General features: G+C 64.8%; 16 protein-coding genes. 10 read left to right on the forward strand and 6 right to left on the reverse strand.

Going from position 1 to position 14,868, the window contains the following annotated elements; translation table 11 throughout:
• Window positions 1-82: 82 nt before the first annotated feature.
• On the reverse strand, window positions 83-1,390 hold the full coding sequence (locus GM676_RS05545; protein ID WP_155462387.1) for a sugar MFS transporter: 1,308 nt from the start codon (window positions 1,388-1,390) through the stop codon (window positions 83-85).
• A gap of 134 nt (window positions 1,391-1,524) precedes the next feature.
• On the reverse strand, window positions 1,525-2,430 hold the full coding sequence (locus GM676_RS05550) for a LysR substrate-binding domain-containing protein (protein WP_155462388.1): 906 nt from the start codon (window positions 2,428-2,430) through the stop codon (window positions 1,525-1,527).
• 112 nt (window positions 2,431-2,542) lie between these two features.
• Here GM676_RS05550 and GM676_RS05555 point away from each other — a divergent pair, with 112 nt between their 5' ends.
• From GM676_RS05555 to GM676_RS05570, 4 genes are all read left to right on the forward strand, one after another.
• Window positions 2,543-3,277 (forward strand): SDR family NAD(P)-dependent oxidoreductase, encoded by a 735-nt coding sequence (locus tag GM676_RS05555; protein WP_155462389.1) that lies wholly within the window; start codon window positions 2,543-2,545, stop codon window positions 3,275-3,277.
• A gap of 10 nt (window positions 3,278-3,287) precedes the next feature.
• A complete protein-coding gene (locus tag GM676_RS05560) occupies window positions 3,288-3,500 on the forward strand; it encodes a 2-hydroxymuconate tautomerase family protein (protein WP_155462390.1) in 213 nt (70 codons plus the stop codon).
• Entirely contained in the window at window positions 3,497-4,114 is a 618-nt protein-coding gene (locus GM676_RS05565; protein WP_155462391.1) for a DsbA family protein, read from the forward strand. Before GM676_RS05560 ends, GM676_RS05565 begins: the two co-directional genes overlap by 4 nt.
• 80 nt (window positions 4,115-4,194) lie before the next feature.
• Window positions 4,195-5,322 carry a sensor histidine kinase gene (locus tag GM676_RS05570; RefSeq protein WP_170304228.1) on the forward strand — a complete coding sequence of 376 codons (1,128 nt, stop codon included), beginning with the start codon at window positions 4,195-4,197 and terminating at the stop codon, window positions 5,320-5,322.
• On the opposite strand, the gene GM676_RS05575 is transcribed toward GM676_RS05570, so the two are convergent.
• Window positions 5,319-5,540, reverse strand: coding sequence for a 2-hydroxymuconate tautomerase family protein (locus GM676_RS05575; protein ID WP_155462393.1), 222 nt, complete (start codon window positions 5,538-5,540; stop codon window positions 5,319-5,321). The genes GM676_RS05570 and GM676_RS05575 overlap by 4 nt on opposite strands.
• Window positions 5,528-6,913, reverse strand: coding sequence for an MFS transporter (locus GM676_RS05580; protein ID WP_155462394.1), 1,386 nt, complete (start codon window positions 6,911-6,913; stop codon window positions 5,528-5,530). Before GM676_RS05580 ends, GM676_RS05575 begins: the two co-directional genes overlap by 13 nt.
• A 99-nt stretch (window positions 6,914-7,012) precedes the next feature.
• Here GM676_RS05580 and GM676_RS05585 point away from each other — a divergent pair, with 99 nt between their 5' ends.
• Together GM676_RS05585 and GM676_RS05590 are read left to right on the forward strand one after the other, a co-directional pair.
• A complete protein-coding gene (locus GM676_RS05585) occupies window positions 7,013-7,885 on the forward strand; it encodes a LysR family transcriptional regulator (RefSeq protein ID WP_155462395.1) in 873 nt (290 codons plus the stop codon).
• Between the two features lie 40 nt (window positions 7,886-7,925).
• Window positions 7,926-9,659 carry a GGDEF domain-containing protein gene (locus GM676_RS05590; protein ID WP_155462396.1) on the forward strand — a complete coding sequence of 578 codons (1,734 nt, stop codon included), beginning with the start codon at window positions 7,926-7,928 and terminating at the stop codon, window positions 9,657-9,659.
• A 7-nt stretch (window positions 9,660-9,666) separates the two neighbouring features.
• Here GM676_RS05590 and GM676_RS05595 read toward each other — a convergent pair whose 3' ends face one another.
• A complete protein-coding gene (locus GM676_RS05595; RefSeq protein ID WP_155462397.1) occupies window positions 9,667-9,918 on the reverse strand; it encodes a dynamin in 252 nt (83 codons plus the stop codon).
• Window positions 9,919-10,070: 152 nt separating this feature from the next.
• Between GM676_RS05595 and GM676_RS05600 the strand changes: the two genes are divergently transcribed.
• Window positions 10,071-11,048 (forward strand): ribonuclease T2 family protein, encoded by a 978-nt coding sequence (locus GM676_RS05600; protein ID WP_155462398.1) that lies wholly within the window; start codon window positions 10,071-10,073, stop codon window positions 11,046-11,048.
• Window positions 11,049-11,051: 3 nt separating this feature from the next.
• On the opposite strand, the gene GM676_RS05605 is transcribed toward GM676_RS05600, so the two are convergent.
• The gene (locus GM676_RS05605; protein ID WP_155462399.1) at window positions 11,052-11,798 is read right to left on the reverse strand and encodes an SDR family oxidoreductase; all 747 of its coding nucleotides are present in this window, start codon (window positions 11,796-11,798) and stop codon (window positions 11,052-11,054) included.
• Window positions 11,799-11,912: 114 nt separating this feature from the next.
• Between GM676_RS05605 and GM676_RS05610 the strand changes: the two genes are divergently transcribed.
• From GM676_RS05610 to GM676_RS05620, 3 genes are read left to right on the forward strand one after another with little or no spacing between them, the layout of a single operon-like run.
• Entirely contained in the window at window positions 11,913-12,842 is a 930-nt protein-coding gene (locus GM676_RS05610) for a LysR family transcriptional regulator (protein WP_155462401.1), read from the forward strand.
• A gap of 11 nt (window positions 12,843-12,853) precedes the next feature.
• Entirely contained in the window at window positions 12,854-13,915 is a 1,062-nt protein-coding gene (locus tag GM676_RS05615) for an SGNH/GDSL hydrolase family protein (protein WP_155462403.1), read from the forward strand.
• 3 nt (window positions 13,916-13,918) lie between these two features.
• Window positions 13,919-14,821 carry a sulfurtransferase gene (locus GM676_RS05620; RefSeq protein WP_155462405.1) on the forward strand — a complete coding sequence of 301 codons (903 nt, stop codon included), beginning with the start codon at window positions 13,919-13,921 and terminating at the stop codon, window positions 14,819-14,821.
• Window positions 14,822-14,868: the final 47 nt, after the last annotated feature.

Consider the following 14,868-nt stretch of genomic DNA (forward strand, 5'->3'; position numbering starts at 1 on the left):
GCGCCGAATATGGCACGGCCGACGGCTGTACAAATAAAAAAAGCCCGCGCGAGGCGGGCGTGAGGACAACGGGAGTGGGTGGTTAGCCGACTTGTTCGTCGGCGAAGGCGTTGGTGGCTTTCGAGCCCCAGACGGCGTAGAACAGTACGTACAGTTCGCAGGCCGCGGTCAGCAGGAAGGACAGTTGCAGGCCGACGGTGTCGGCCAGCCAGCCTTGCACCACCACCAGCGCGCCGCCGGCGATCGCCATGATCAGCAACCCGGCGCCTTCTTCGGTCAGCGGACCCAGACCTTTGATGCCCAGCGTGAAGATGGTCGGGAACATCACCGAGTGGAACAGGCCGACCGAAATCAGCGCCCACATGGCCAGGCTGCCCGTGCCCAGCGCGGCGATCATCATGACGATGAAGGCGCCGATCGCGCAGAAAGCCAGCACGCGCTCGGCGCTGGTTTTGTTCATGGCCCAGGCGCCGACGAAACGCCCGACCAGCATGCCGCCCCACAGCAGGAACAGGTAGTGCGCGCCTTGCTCGTGCGACAGGCCGCCGATTTCCGGCTGGCCGGTGAAGTTGATGAACAGGTTGGCCACGCCGATTTCGGCGATCAGGTAGATGAAGATGGCCGGAATGCCGAACACCAGGTTGCGGTGCTTCCACAGCGACAGCTTGGCGCGCTCGGTGTCCGACACGCGGCTGGTGGCGCTGTGGTGCATGGCCGGCATCTTGAAGCGGGCGATGACCAGCGCCAGGATCACCAGCACCGCCGCCACGATCAGGTACGGCAGTTGCACCGCCTGCGCATCGGCCAGTTTTTCGGCCTGGGTCAGGACGTGGCCGGCTTCTGCCGTGCCGGAGGACGAACGGCCCAAAATCAAATACGCGCCAAACAGTGGCGCCAGCGTGGCGCCCAGCGAGTTAAACGCCTGCACTAGGTTCAGGCGCGAGGAGGCGGTTTCCGGCGAACCCAGCACGGCCACGTACGGATTGGCCGACACTTGCAGCAGGGTGATGCCGCAGGCGATCACGAACAGCGCCACCAAGGTCACGCCGTACGACGGCAGGCGCGCGGCCGGTATCATCAGCAGGGCGCCCACCGCCATCATGCACAGGCCGAACACCATCGACTTTTGATAGCCGATGCGCTCGATCAGGCGCGCCGATGGAATCGAGGCGAAGAAGTAGGCGATAAACCAGACCGACTCGATCAGCGTGGTCTGGGTGTAGTTCAGGTCGAACACGCTGCGCAGGTGCGGCAGCAGGGTGTTGTTGATGACGGTGATGAAGCCCCAGGTGAAGAACAGGCTGGTCAGCAGCGACAGGACCGCGCGCGAACTGGTGGAATGGGATGGCGACGACAGGGCGCCGGTCGCACTTGGCATTGGAGCTGGCATGGTGGTGTCTCTGGTAGTTTTCTTAACACGGTATGCTATCTCAGCGGTGCTTCGATCTCCAATGCCAAAAGCGCCAAGATCAATAACATTTGGACATAGGTCGGCGGCAAGCCCCGTTCTGGCGCACTGGCTGCTCAGCGCGCAGCCATGATGAAATCCACAAACGCCCGCACCCGCTGCGACAAATGCCGCGCGTGCGGATACAGCAGGAAAAACGGCCGCGAGGTACCGCCATGCTGCGGCAGCAATTCCACCAGCGCACCGCTGGCCAGGTCCTGTTCCACAATAAAGCGATAAGTCTGCACCAGCCCCGCACCGCCGCGCGCCAGCGTGACAATGCCCAGTACATCCTCCGCGCAACTGAGACCGCCCTCGGTAGGCACATCGGTGGCCACGCCATCCTGCATGAAAATCCACGGAATGCGCTTGCCGGTGCTGGGCAGGTCGAACTGGATGCATTCATGCTTGTGCAGGTCGGCCAGCGATTTCGGCTTGCCGGCGCGTTTCAGGTAGGCAGGGGAGGCCACCAGCACCAGTTCCGCATCTTCCAGCTTGCGGGCGATGAGACTGGAGTCGGCCGGCGCGCGGCCGCGTATCGCCAGGTCGTAGCCCTCGTCGGCAAAGTCGATGTTGCGGTTGCTGACGTGGATATCGATGGTCACGTCCGGATACTGGCGGCGGAATTCGCCCAGCCTCGGCAGCAGGCGGTAATGCGCGTACGGCGTGGGCGTGCTGATGCGCAGCGGACCGGACGGCCTGGCTTGCTGGCCGGTGACCTGGCGTTCGGCCTCGGTCAGTTGCGACAGCGCCTGCCGGCACTGCTCGAAATAGACGCGGCCGCCGTCAGTCAGCCGAATTTGCCGTGTGGTGCGCACGAACAGGCGCACGCCCAGCCGTTCCTCCAGCCGCGAGACTGAACGGCTGACGGCGGCCGGCGTCACGCCCGCCGCCGTGGCTGCGGCGGTAAAACTGGACAGCTCGGCGGCCAGGCAGAACAGCTCGATGCTGCCCAGCAGAACATCGTCAAATTGGCGTTTCATGGCTGTGATTAATTACGTGGTGTATCAATTGTCTTGCTTTTCAGGGTGTTTATCAAGGTCTGAGTCACGAATATAGTGGACTCACTTCAACACATCCCTGAAAGGAAACATCATGAGCAAGACTGTTATTGTGACTGGCGCGTCGAGCGGTATCGGCTTTGCCGTCGCCGAGGCTTACCTGAAACGCGGCTACAACGTGGTCGGCAACGCCCGCACCATCGAGCGCCTGAAAGTCGCGTCGAACAAGCTGGGCAACCCGGCCAACTTCCTGCTGGTGCCGGGCGACATCTCCAAACCGGAAACCGCCAAGGCCCTGTTCGAGCGTGCCGTGCAGGCGTTCGGCAAGGTGGATATTTTGATCAACAACGCCGGCATCTTCATCGCCAAGCCCACCACCGACTACACCGAGCAAGACCTGGACGACCTGCTCAACACCAACCTGAAGGGCGTGTTCTTCCCGTCGCAGCAGGCGGCGGCACACATGGGCGCCAACAAATCGGGCCACATCGTCAACATCACCGCCAGCATCGCCATGCAGCCGAACGTGAAAGTGCCGGCGCTGCTGCCGGTGCTGATCAAGGGCGGCCTGAACAACGCCACCCGCGCGCTGGCGATCGAGCTGGCGGCGTCCAACGTCAAGGTCAACGCGGTGGCGCCCGGCATCATCGCCACGCCGATGCACAGCGAAGACGAAGCCACCCAGGCCTTCTTCCGCACCCTGGCGCCGACCGGCACCACCGGCGTGACCGACGATGTGGTCAATGCCGTGCTGTACCTGACCGAATCCAACTTCACCACCGGCACCATCCTGCCGGTTGATGGCGGCGCTACCGCCGGTACTTTCTAAGGAGATCACCATGCCATACGTAAATATCCGCGTCACCAACGAAGGCGTGACGGCTGAACAGAAACAGCAACTGATCGAAGGTTCGACCGACCTGCTGCAACGCGTGCTGAACAAGGACCCGGCCACCACCTTCGTCATCATCGACGAAGTGGAGACCGACAACTGGGGCGTGAACCGCGAAAACGTCACCACGCGCCGCCAGCGCGAGAAGGCCGGCAAATGAAGCTGCTGTACGTGGGCGATCCCATGTGCTCGTGGTGTTATGGCTTCGGCAAGGAAATGACCGAGCTGATGGCCATGCACCCCGTGCTGGATCTGGAAATCATCGTCGGCGGCGTGCGCGCCGGCGCGACCGATGTGCTCGATCAGGCGGGGAAGGAGTTCCGCCTCGGGCACTGGGCGCGGGTGGAGGCGGCCAGCGGCCTGCCGTTCAACCGCCAGGCCTTGCAGGCGCGGCAGAACTTCGTCTACGACACCGAGCCGATCTGCCGCGCGGTGGTGGCGGCCCGCAAACTGGCGCCGGAGGCCGACCTGCTGGCCGTGTTCCGCGCCTTGCAGCAGGCGTTCTACGTTGACGGCCTGGACACCACCAGCGGCCGCGTGCTGGCCGGTGTGGTGGCGCAACAGCTGCGACTGGACGCCGGCGAAGTGCTGCGCGTCTGGCAGGACAGCGACACCATCCTGCAAACCAAAGCCGACTTCGTTCGTGCCCGCGCCCTGGGCGTGCGCAGCTTCCCGGCCCTGCTGCTCGACACCGGCAACGGCATCGTCGAAATCAGCGGCGGCTATGCGCACGCGGCGCAGTTGCACCAGCAACTGGAGCGCGCCTTAAGCTGATGCGGTCTGCCGTGTGACAGTTTGCCAATGTTTTTGCTATGCTGGTTGCTTCCTAAATGATGAAGCCAGGCGGAGCGACGATGATGTTGGCGACCGATCAGAAAGAGGACAGTGAGGGGCTGTCCGCAACCTCCCGGGCCATGCTGTCCATGCGCGGGCAAGTGTTCGATTTGTGGGAGGCCCAGGTGCGTGCGCGTGTGGCGGAGGCCATCGAAGTGCCTGGTCCGCTGCTGACCAACACCCTGCCCGCGTTCTACGACAATATCGCCGAAGCACTCACGCCCGCCTATCCGCGCGCGGACGGCGCCAGCAATACCACTTCCATGTCGGCCCACGGTCGCGAGCGGGCGCGCATGACGCCTTTCAGCGCCGACCAGATCATCCTTGAATATCAATTGTTCCGCGACGCCATTGCGGTGGTGGCGCTGCGTAACGGCATCCACTTCCAGCCGGAGGAGTGGGCCATCGTGGAGCGGTCGATCGATATCGGCGTGCGCGAAGCGGTACGCGAGTTTTCTCTGATGCACGAAGGCATACGCGAGCGGCTGGCCGCTACCTTGTCGCACGATATGCGCAACCCGCTGTCGCTGGTGCTGACGGGAACCCAGTTGATCGCGGTGGCGCCGGATCTGGACACGGCGCGCGGCGCGGCGTTGAAAATCCGCAGCGGTGCGCAGCGTCTGGAGCATATGCTGATTCAGCTGGTGGATGCGCTGACCTTCGATCGCGGCGTCAAGCTGCCCTTGAGTCTGTCGGAATTCAATATCCGTCATCTGGTCACAACGCTGATGGAGGAGTTCAGCGTGCCGGGCGCCGGAGAGATCGTGGCGCATGTTGAACCGGTCACTGGTTTCTGGTGCAAGAATTCCCTGTTGCGCGCGCTGGAAAATCTGCTGACCAATGCTTTCAAATATGGCGATGGCGGCCGCGTGGTGATCAAGGGCGAGCAGATACGGGGACGCCTGATGCTAAGCGTGCACAACACCGGCAAGCCGATTCCCGGCGAGCAGCGCGAGCGTATTTTCGAATATTTACGGCGGGAGGAAAACGGCAACGGCCACGATGGCTGGGGCATCGGCCTGCCGTTCGTGCGCAGTGTGGCGGAAGGCCATGGCGGCAGCGCGGCGGTGGACAGTTCCGCTGATGCCGGCACGACCTTCATCATCGATATTCCGATCGATTGCCGGCCGTACGTAAAAAACGCTTAGGACTTGGCCGCCGCTTCCCTGGCGCGCTTGCGCAGTTCGGTCACGGCGGTACCGCCCACGCCCCAGTTGTCGGTCTCCACTTCGTCGATGATGACGAAGGTGGTGGCGGGATTCTTGTTCAGCACTTTTTGCAGCAGGTCGGTCACGCCCTGGATCAACTCCTGCTTCTGCTCGGCGGTCGCGCCTTCATTGGTGATGCGGATATTTACGAATGGCATAGTTTTTCTCCTTGGTTAAAAATCGTCAGATAAGCCAGCAGGGCGCCGCCCAGCAGCAGTGCGGTCGAGACGGCCATGGCGGCCTGGATGCCCGCAAGGATAGCAGCTGTGGACGGTGTTGCCACCAAAGCGCCATACACCGCCACGCCCATGGCGCCGCCCACCTGGCGCGCCGTGTTCAGTACCGCCGACGCCGTGCCGCCCTGGCGCTTGTCGACCGCCGCCAGAATCGAGGTGGTCATGGCCGGCACCGCCAGCCCCATGCCGGCCGGGATCAGGGCCAGACCGGGCAACATGGCCCAGAAGCTGGCCGTCTCCGAAATCCCGAACACGCCCAGCAAGGCATAACCGCTGCCGCCGATCAGGCCGCCGATAATCATGGGCTGGCGCGAACCGACCCGCGCTTGCAGCCAGCCGCTGGCGATGTTCGCGAACAGGAAGGTGCCGGTCAAGGGAAGGAAGATCAGGCCGGCATGCAGCACGGAAAAACCGCGCACTTTTTGCAGGTAAAAACTCAGCACGAAGATCACGCCATAGTAGGCAAAATTGACGAACACGCCGAACAGCACGGCCGGGGTAAAGCCAGTGAGGCGGAACAATTGCAGTGGCAGCATGGGCGCGGCGCTGCGGCGCTCGACGCGGATGAATAGCACGCCCGCCACCAGCGCCGCCAGCAACGCGGCCAGCACGGCCGGATGCGTCAGGCCCAGCGCATGGATTTCAATCACGGCGCCGATGAAGGCGGTCAGCGCCACCACCGCCAGCAACTGGCCGGGAATATCGAAGTGGCGGGCCGGGCCGCTGTGGCGCAGCGCCGGCACCACGCGCAGGGTCAGCCAGAAGCCCAGCACGCAGATCGGGATATTCACCCAGAAGATGCTGCGCCAGCCGAACGCCGACATCAGCAGACCGCCCAGCACCGGCCCGGCCGCGATGGAGACGCCGCCGGCCGCCGTCCACCAGGCGATGGCTTTGGCCAGCATCTTGCGGTCCTCCGCATAGACGGCGTTGAGGATGGCCAGCGAGCTGGGCACCAGCAGCGCCGCGCCCACGCCCTGTGCCGCGCGCGCCAGGTTGAGCGACAGCGCATCGGGCGCCATGGCGCACGCCAGCGAGGCCGCCGTGAACAGGCCGAAGCCGCCCAGGAAGACGCTGCGCGAGCCGAAACGGTCGCCCATGGCGCCGGCCGACAGCAGGAACACGGCAAAGCCCAGCGTGTAGGCATCCACCACCCATTGCAGCTGGCTGACGCCGGCCTGCAATTCGCGGCCGATTTCCGGCAGGGCGACGTTGACGATGGTGACGTCCAGCTGGACGATGATGAAGGCGAAGCTGCATGCCAGCAGGATGGCCAGTGAGGGAGTGGATTTCATGATGACGCTCCGGTGATCGATGTTGTCACTATAGATCGCCTGGCGCATCATGAAAAATGAATTATACTGAACTCATGATTCTTTAATTGAGAACTGATCATGGAACTCTCATCCCTGCGCATCTTCAAGACGGTGGCCGAGGAGGGCGGCGTGACGCAGGCCGCCGCCCGGCTCAACCGCGTGCAGTCCAACGTCTCGGCGCGCCTGACCCAGCTGGAGGAATCGCTGGGCGTCAGCCTGTTCCACCGTTCCGGCCGGCGCATGCTGATCACGGAGGAGGGCGCGCGCCTGCTGGCCTACACCGAGCGCCTGCTGCAACTGGCGGACGAGGCGCAGGAAGCCATGCGCGGCGACCGCCAGCCGTCCGGCCCGCTGCGGATCGGCTCGATGGAAACCACGGCCGCCGCGCGCCTGCCGCTGGTGCTGGGGCAGTTCCATCGCCAGTATCCGCAAGTCGATCTGGTGCTGGACACCGGCCCCACCGATTATCTGTTGCAGGCCGTGCTCAACCACCGGGTCGATGTGGCGCTGGTGGCGGCGCCGGTCGAGCGTCCCGAGCTGATGCAACTGCCGGTGTTCGACGAGGAACTGGTGCTGCTGACCGACAGCCTGCACGGCCCGGTCAAGTCGCCGGCCGATGTGGCGCGGCGCACCTTGCTGGGCTTCCGCAGCGGCTGCTCCTACCGCCGCCGTCTGGAGCGCTGGTTCGCCGAAGGCGGCGTGTCGCCGGCGCGAATCGCCGAGTTTGGCACCTTCGAGGCCATCATCGGCTGCGTGGCGGCCGGCATGGGCGTGGCCCTGATGCCGAAGGAAGTGCTGAAACAGCGCGAACTGGCGAGGTCGGTCCGCGTGCACAAGCTGCCGGCGGACGTGGCCCATGTACAGACCATGCTGGTGTGGCGGCGCGACATCGTCCAGCATGCCGCCCGTGATGCGTTTGCCGCAACATTCGGCACGCTGCCGAGTGAGTAGATTATTGATAGTTACAATCTGAATACCGTATGATTGTTGCATGATCCTACGACGCGCGATTCCCTTGCTGCTCGCCGCAGCCTCCCTGGCCTACGGCCCGCCAGCGAACGCGGCGGACGATGCCGAGGCTGAACGCTGCATGGACCTCAGCGCTTCCGATCCCGCCGCCGCCCTGAAGATGGCGGAGGCAGGATTGACGCAGCAGGGCAGCCAGCGCGATCCCCGCCATCTTGCGCGTCTGCACCTGTGCAAAGGCCACGCCTTGCTGATGAGCGGCAAGCGCGAGCCGGCCATCGATGAATTCCAGTTGACGGTGTCGGAAGCCGAGCGCTTGCAGGACGAGGCCTTGTTGGCCCATGCCTTGCTGCTGCGCGGCGAGCAGCGTGGCAACAACGGCCAGTATGCCGACGCCATCGCCGATCTCAAGCGCGGCTATGAACTGGAAGTCAAGCTGGGCGACGTTTACAACCAGAACTACGCGCTGAGCGCCATCGCCACCCTGTATGCCGACAGCAACGTCAAGGATTACGAGCAGGCGCTCCAGTACTACCGCAAGCTGCTGACCTCGCACCAGGGCCGTAACGAAGTCCAGAACATGGCGGTGACCCACTTCAATATCGCCAGCACGCTGGAAAAGATGGCGCAGCTGGACGCGGCGCAGGAAGCATTTGAACAGGCGCTGGCCATCGACCGCAAGCGCGGCGTCGAGGCGGACGTGGCCGAGGACCAGCGCGCGCTGGCCGTGGTGCTGTCCAAGCGCGGCCTGCACGTGGAGGCGCTGAACCTGCTGGACCAGGCCTTGCGGCAGCGTCTCCGGGACAAGGATGAGGATGGCGCCGCCGCCGTGCGGCTGTCGCGCGGGGCGGCGTTGCGGCGCGCCGGCCGCCATGCGCAAGCCTTGCCGGATCTGGAGGCGGCACGCGGCTATTACGGCAAGGAAGACAATCTGCGTTTCCTCGACAAGATCTACGAGGAGCTGGCGCTGGCGCAATCCGGCACCGGCAACTGGCGCGAAGCCTACGCCGCGCGCGGCGAGCAGATGCGGGTCAAGCAGGAGTTGCAAAAGCAATTGCTGGACGAGCGCAGCAGCCGCCTGCGGGTGCAGTTCCATACCGAGCAGGCCCAGCGCAACAATGAAGCGCTGGCGCAGGCGCTGAGCGCGGCCAACACCATCCGCCGCTGGCAGTATGCGGCATTGGCGCTCAGTCTGCTGGCGATCGGCGCGCTGGGCGTGATGATGAGACGGCAGGTGCGGCAAGCGCGCCGCATGCGCGATCTGGCGCTGACCGATGAGCTGACCCGGCTGCCGAACCGCCGCCACTTCCTGGAGCTGGCGCGCGGGGCGCTGGAGCAGGCGCAGCGCGACGGCAAGCCGCTGGCGTTTGCCGCGCTCGATATCGATCACTTCAAGCGCATCAACGACAGCTACGGTCACGCGGTGGGGGATGTGGTGCTGCAACGGGTGTCGCACGCGGCGCGCCTGGCGTTGCGTCCGGGCGACGTGATCGGCCGCATCGGCGGCGAGGAATTTCTGGTGCTGCTGCGCGGGACTTCACTGGATCAGGCCATGGGCGCGGCCGAGCGCATCCGCGAGGCGGTGGCGGCGGTCGATTGCCGCGACCAGGCGCCCGAACTCAAGCCCAGCATCAGCATCGGTGTGGCGGCGTATGACGCGCTGGCCGGCACGCTGGAGCTGATCTGCAAGCGTGCCGACGATGCGCTGTACCGCGCCAAGGCCAATGGCCGCAACCGGGTGGAAGCGGCGCTGGCCTGAGGCCCGATTAGCGGGTGGTTGGCGGCGGCGGTTCGGTGGTGTTGGCCGGAGGCGTGGTTGGCGCCGGTGCGTTTGGATCGGTCTGGCCAGGCTGCGGCGTGGTTGGCTGCGGCGTGGCCGGAGCCGGTGCTGGCGCAGGAGCCGGGGTGGCTTCCGGCACTGGCGGCGTATCCGGGTTTTTCTTCTGGCAGCCGCTGATGAAGGCAACCGTGGCGATCAGGGCGCAAGCAAGCTTGCCGGAAAGATGGAGCTGTTTCATGGTGTAGTCCTCCTGTGGGATGTGCAAGTTGTCATCGTAGCCACTCTTGGCAGAGTGCCGTGTCGGTCTTCCCGCAGTGCGCTTGTAGGACTAGTGCCCGTGCTGATTGCTTCCGGTAGAATGTTGGCATTTCGTTCATTATGGGGGATTCCATGCGTCGTTACATCGCAGTTGCACTGCTGGCTTTTACCGCGCTGGAATGCGGCGCCAGCGAGTCGGCCAGCGGCAGTTTTACCGCCAACAAGAGCTGCGAAGCCTTCAGCTCCTTCGCCAAACGCGCCAATCCGGGCGAGGTGAAGATCACCGCCGGCACGGCCTACACCGTCCGCGAAATCAACAAGACCGATTACGACTGGCTGCGGGTGGAAGTGCCGGGCGCGCAACCGTCGCTGCGCTGGGTGCAGCGCGAGTGCGGCACGCCGGCGCTGGAGGACAAGCAGGCCGGCCGGCCGCCCGAAGGCGCCAGCGGTGAAGTCTGCTCGGCGCCCAATCAGCAGGACAGCTATGTGCTGGCCATCACCTGGCAGCCGGGCTTCTGCGAACACACCAGGTACAACGGCAAGAAACCGGAGTGCGACGCGATGAACAGCGGCGCGCTGGAGGCGAAAACGTTAAGCCTGCACGGCCTGTGGCCGAACAAGAAGGAATGCGGCACGCATTACGGCAGTTGTCAGGGCAAGCAGTTTGAACTGAGCAAGGACACCATCGAGAAGATCGCGCCGTGGATGCCCAACTTCTTCTACGAGCGCACCTTCGGCGCCTACGAGTGGAACAAGCATGGCAAATGCCAGTCGCTGCCGCCGGACGAATACTTCATCAAGGCGGTATCGGCGGTGCGCGTGGTGAACGATTCGGAAGTGGGCAAGATCGTGCTGGGGAATACCGGCAAGAGCTTCAAGGTGAACGATTTCTTCGACCGCGTGAAGTCGCGCTACGGTGACAAGGTGGCCAATACCATCACGCTGGTGTGTGTGCAGCGCAAGTACCTGCAAGAGATTCGCGTCTCGCTGGCGCTGGACTTCAGCACCGAGCGCGATCTGCCGGCGCTGGTGGCCAACGCCAAACCGGCCGGCCCGCGCGCTGTCGGCTGCGACGACGAAGTCTACGTCGAGGCAGCCGGCAGGAACTGAGGCTCAGGCCGCGAAGCCGCCGTCGATCAGCAGGTCGGCGCCGGTGACGAAGCCGGCTTCGGGACCGGCCAGGTAGGACACCATGGCCGCCACTTCATCGGCCTTGCCGTGGCGTTTCAGCGCCATCAGGCCGTGCAGACCGGTGGCGAAATCGCTGTCGGCCGGGTTCATGTCGGTGTCCACCGGGCCGGGCGCTACGTTGTTGACGGTGATGTTGCGGCTGCCCAGGTCGCGCGCCATGCCTTTCACCAGGCCGACCAGCGCCGATTTGCTCATGGCGTAGGCGGCGCCGCCTTCGAACGGCATGCGCTGGGCGTTGGTGCTGCCGATGTTGATGATGCGGCCGCCGTCCTGCATGTGTTTCGCGGCGGCTTGCGAAGCCACGAACACGGCGCGCACGTTGACGGCGATGGTGCGGTCGAAGTCTTCCAGCGAGAACTGGTCGAGCGGGCCGAGATGCAGCACGCCGGCGCTGTTGACCAGGATGTCGAGGCGGCCGTAGCGGTCGGCCACGCTGTCGATGGCGCGGGTCAGGGCGGCGGCGTCGGCGGCATCGGCCTTGATGGCGAAGGCGTCACCGCCGGCAGCCTTGATTTCTTCGACCAGCGCCTCGGCGGCGATGGCCGAGGCGGCGTAGCCGATGGCGACTTTGGCGCCGTCGCGGGCCAGGCGGCGCGCGGTGGCGGCGCCGATGCCGCGCGAACCGCCGTTGATGAAAGCGACTTTACCGTTCAGTTGTTGGGCGCTCATGATGTGTTTCCTTTCGGTTTGGGTGGTTGATGAACACAGTATGGTCGCGGCCACTTGATCGCGGTAGTCGCAAAATTCATCGATCAGTTTCAACCAATGGTATAAGATGTCATCATGTTGACCGAACTGAGCAGTTATCTCGACGCTTTCATTGCGGCCGCCGACGAAGGCAGCTTCTCGGCGGCTGCGCGCCGTCTCGGCCTGACGCCGGCGGCGGTCAGCAAAAGCGTGGGGCAGATGGAAGCCCGGCTGGGCGTGCGTCTGTTCCAGCGCAGCACCCGCAGCCTGGCGCTGACCACCGACGGCGAGCGCCTGTACGGGCAGGTGCGGCTGCCATGGGGCGAGATCGGCGATGCGCTGACCGATCTGCGCCAGGGCGCCGGCAAGCCGGCCGGCACGCTGAAAGTGTCGCTGGCCTACACCGTCGGGCGGCAGTATTTCGTGCCGCTGCTGGAGGGGTTCTGGCGCCGTTATCCGGACGTGGTGCCGGATCTGTATTTCGATAACCGCCACGTGGATCTGGTGGCGGAGGGTTTTGACGTCGGCATCGGCGGCGGCATCGAGTTGACCGATGCGCTGATTGCGCGCGAGCTGGCGCGGGTGGATATTGTGCTGGCGGCGTCGCCTGCCTATCTGAAGGCTCATGCGGCGCCGGAATCGCCGCAGGAACTGGCGCGCCATCACGGCCTGCTGCGCCGCTCGCTGAGCACCGGCCGGCTGATGCCGTGGACGTTGAAAAATCGCGCCGGGCAGGAAGTGGTGGCCAGTGTGCGGCCGGTGGCGGTGCTGGACGATCCGGAAGCCATTGCCCGCGCCGCCGCCTGCGGCATGGGCATCGGCATGCTGCCGTTGCCGCACGCCTTGCCATTGCTGGACAGCGGAGAACTGGTGCGCGTGCTGCCGGACTGGCGTGCCGAAACCCGGCCGCTGTCGATCTATTATTCAAGCCGCAAACTGGTGCCGGCCAAGGTGCGGGTATTTGTTGACTATATGGTGGAGCAATTCCGCGCCAGCGGCCATGCTGCGCGCTTCCGCCAACACTAAGGAGATGTTCGATGAAGTTCAAGGCAGGATTGGCAGCGCTGCTGCTGGCTGGGCAAACGTTTGCAAGCGTGATGGTGGGGGCGGACAATCCGCAGTTGCAGTACACGGGACGGATCGATTTCGCCGACCGCGCGCGGCCCATGCTGTCCTGGCCCGGCACCAGCATCGAAGGGAATTTCACCGGCGGCAGCCTGGCGGTCAAGCTGGACGACCAGTTGGGCAAGAACTTCTTCAACGTCTTCGTCGACGGCAAGCCGGTGGTGATCGAGGCTGCGCAGGGCAGCAAGACCTATCCGGTGGCCAGCGGCCTGGCGCCGGGCGAGCACCGTTTCCTCATCACCAAGCGCACCGAGGGCGAGGAGGGCGCGACCTTCTTCCAGGGACTGGAACTGGCCGATGGCGGCAAACTGCTGGCGCCTCCGCCGCGCAAGCAGCGCCGCATTGAATTCTTTGGCGACTCGATCACCAGCGGCATGGGCAACGAGTCCCCGGACGATGGCCCGGATCATCTGGGCAAGGACAAGAACAACTACATGTCCTATGCCTCGATCACGGCGCGCGCGCTGAACGCTGAAGCGCACATCACCTCGCAGAGCGGTATCGGCGTGATGATCAGCTGGTTCCCGTTCACCATGCCGGACTTCTATGACCAGCTGAGCGCCGTCGGCAACAACGACACCAAATGGGATTTCAGCTCGTGGACGCCGGATGTGGTGGTGGTCAACCTGTTCCAGAATGACCGTTGGCTGGTCGACCGCGAAAAGCGCCTGTCGCCGATGCCGGATGACGCGCAGCGCATCGCCGCCTACCGCACCTTTGTGCAGAAGATCCGCGCACTGTATCCGAAGGCCTATATCGTCTGCGCGCTGGGCAGCATGGATGCGGTGCAGGAAGGCTCGAAATGGCCGGGCTATGTGCGCACGGCGGTGGATCAGATGCGCGATGCCGGCGACGCCCGCATCGACACCATCATCTTCCCGTGGAATGGCTTCGCCGGCCACCCGCGCGTGAAGCAGCACCAGTACAACGCCGGACTGCTGACGGACTTCATCCGCAAGAAGGTCGGCTGGTAAGCCATGCTGCCGCGCGCGCGCCAGTTGCTGACGGCGGACCGGCTGGCGGCGCTCGTGCTGCCGGCGCCGGCCAATCCGGGCCTGCCGCTGCTGCTGGAATGCGGTTGCGGCGAGCGCGCACAGTTCGAGCGGGCGCACATCCCTGGCGCCGGCTATCTCGACACCGGCGATGTCGAACGCCCGCCCCACTGGACACGGATACCGGACGCCGAGCTGCTGGCCGTTCTGCTCGCGCAAGGCATCCGCCATGACAGCACCGTCATCCTCTACGGCCGCAACAACCTGGCCGCCGCGCGCGTGGCGCAGTTGCTGCTCTACGCCGGCGTGGACGACGTGCGACTGCTGGATGGCGGCTTCGCGGCATGGCTGGCTGCCGGCCTGCCTTGCGAGTCCGGCGCGCCGCGCGCCGTCTCGCCTGCTGCCGCGTCGGCCGCCGCGTTTGGCGCCATCTTTCCGCGCCATCCCGAATACCTGATCGACACCGCGCAAGCGCGCGCCCTGCTGGCGCAGGAAGACGGCATCCTGGCCAGCATCCGCACGGAAGCCGAACATCTTGGCCTGACCTCGGGCTACAACTACATCACCGCGCGCGGCGACATTCCCGGCGCGCACTGGGCGCGTGCCGGCGACAACGGCGACGTCAATAGCATGAGCGCCTGCCAGCAGGCCAACGGCGCCATGAAGCCAGCCCGCGAAATCGAACAGCTCTGGCGAGCCGCCGGCATCACCCGCGACCACGAGGTGGCGTTCTACTGCGGCACTGGCTGGCGCGCGTCGATGGCGTTCTTCTATGCGTGGCTGATGGACTGGCCGCGCATCAGCGTCTACGACGGCGGCTGGTGCGAATGGAGCGCCGACCCGACCAATCCGATTATGCCGATTTCGTCACCCTTTTCGCGGCCCTGAAACAAGACGCACGGCGCTGTCGGACGTACATTATTGGTTAAACATTT

Source organism: Duganella radicis, assembly GCF_009720825.1.
GTDB classification, from domain to species: domain Bacteria; phylum Pseudomonadota; class Gammaproteobacteria; order Burkholderiales; family Burkholderiaceae_D; genus Rugamonas; species Rugamonas radicis.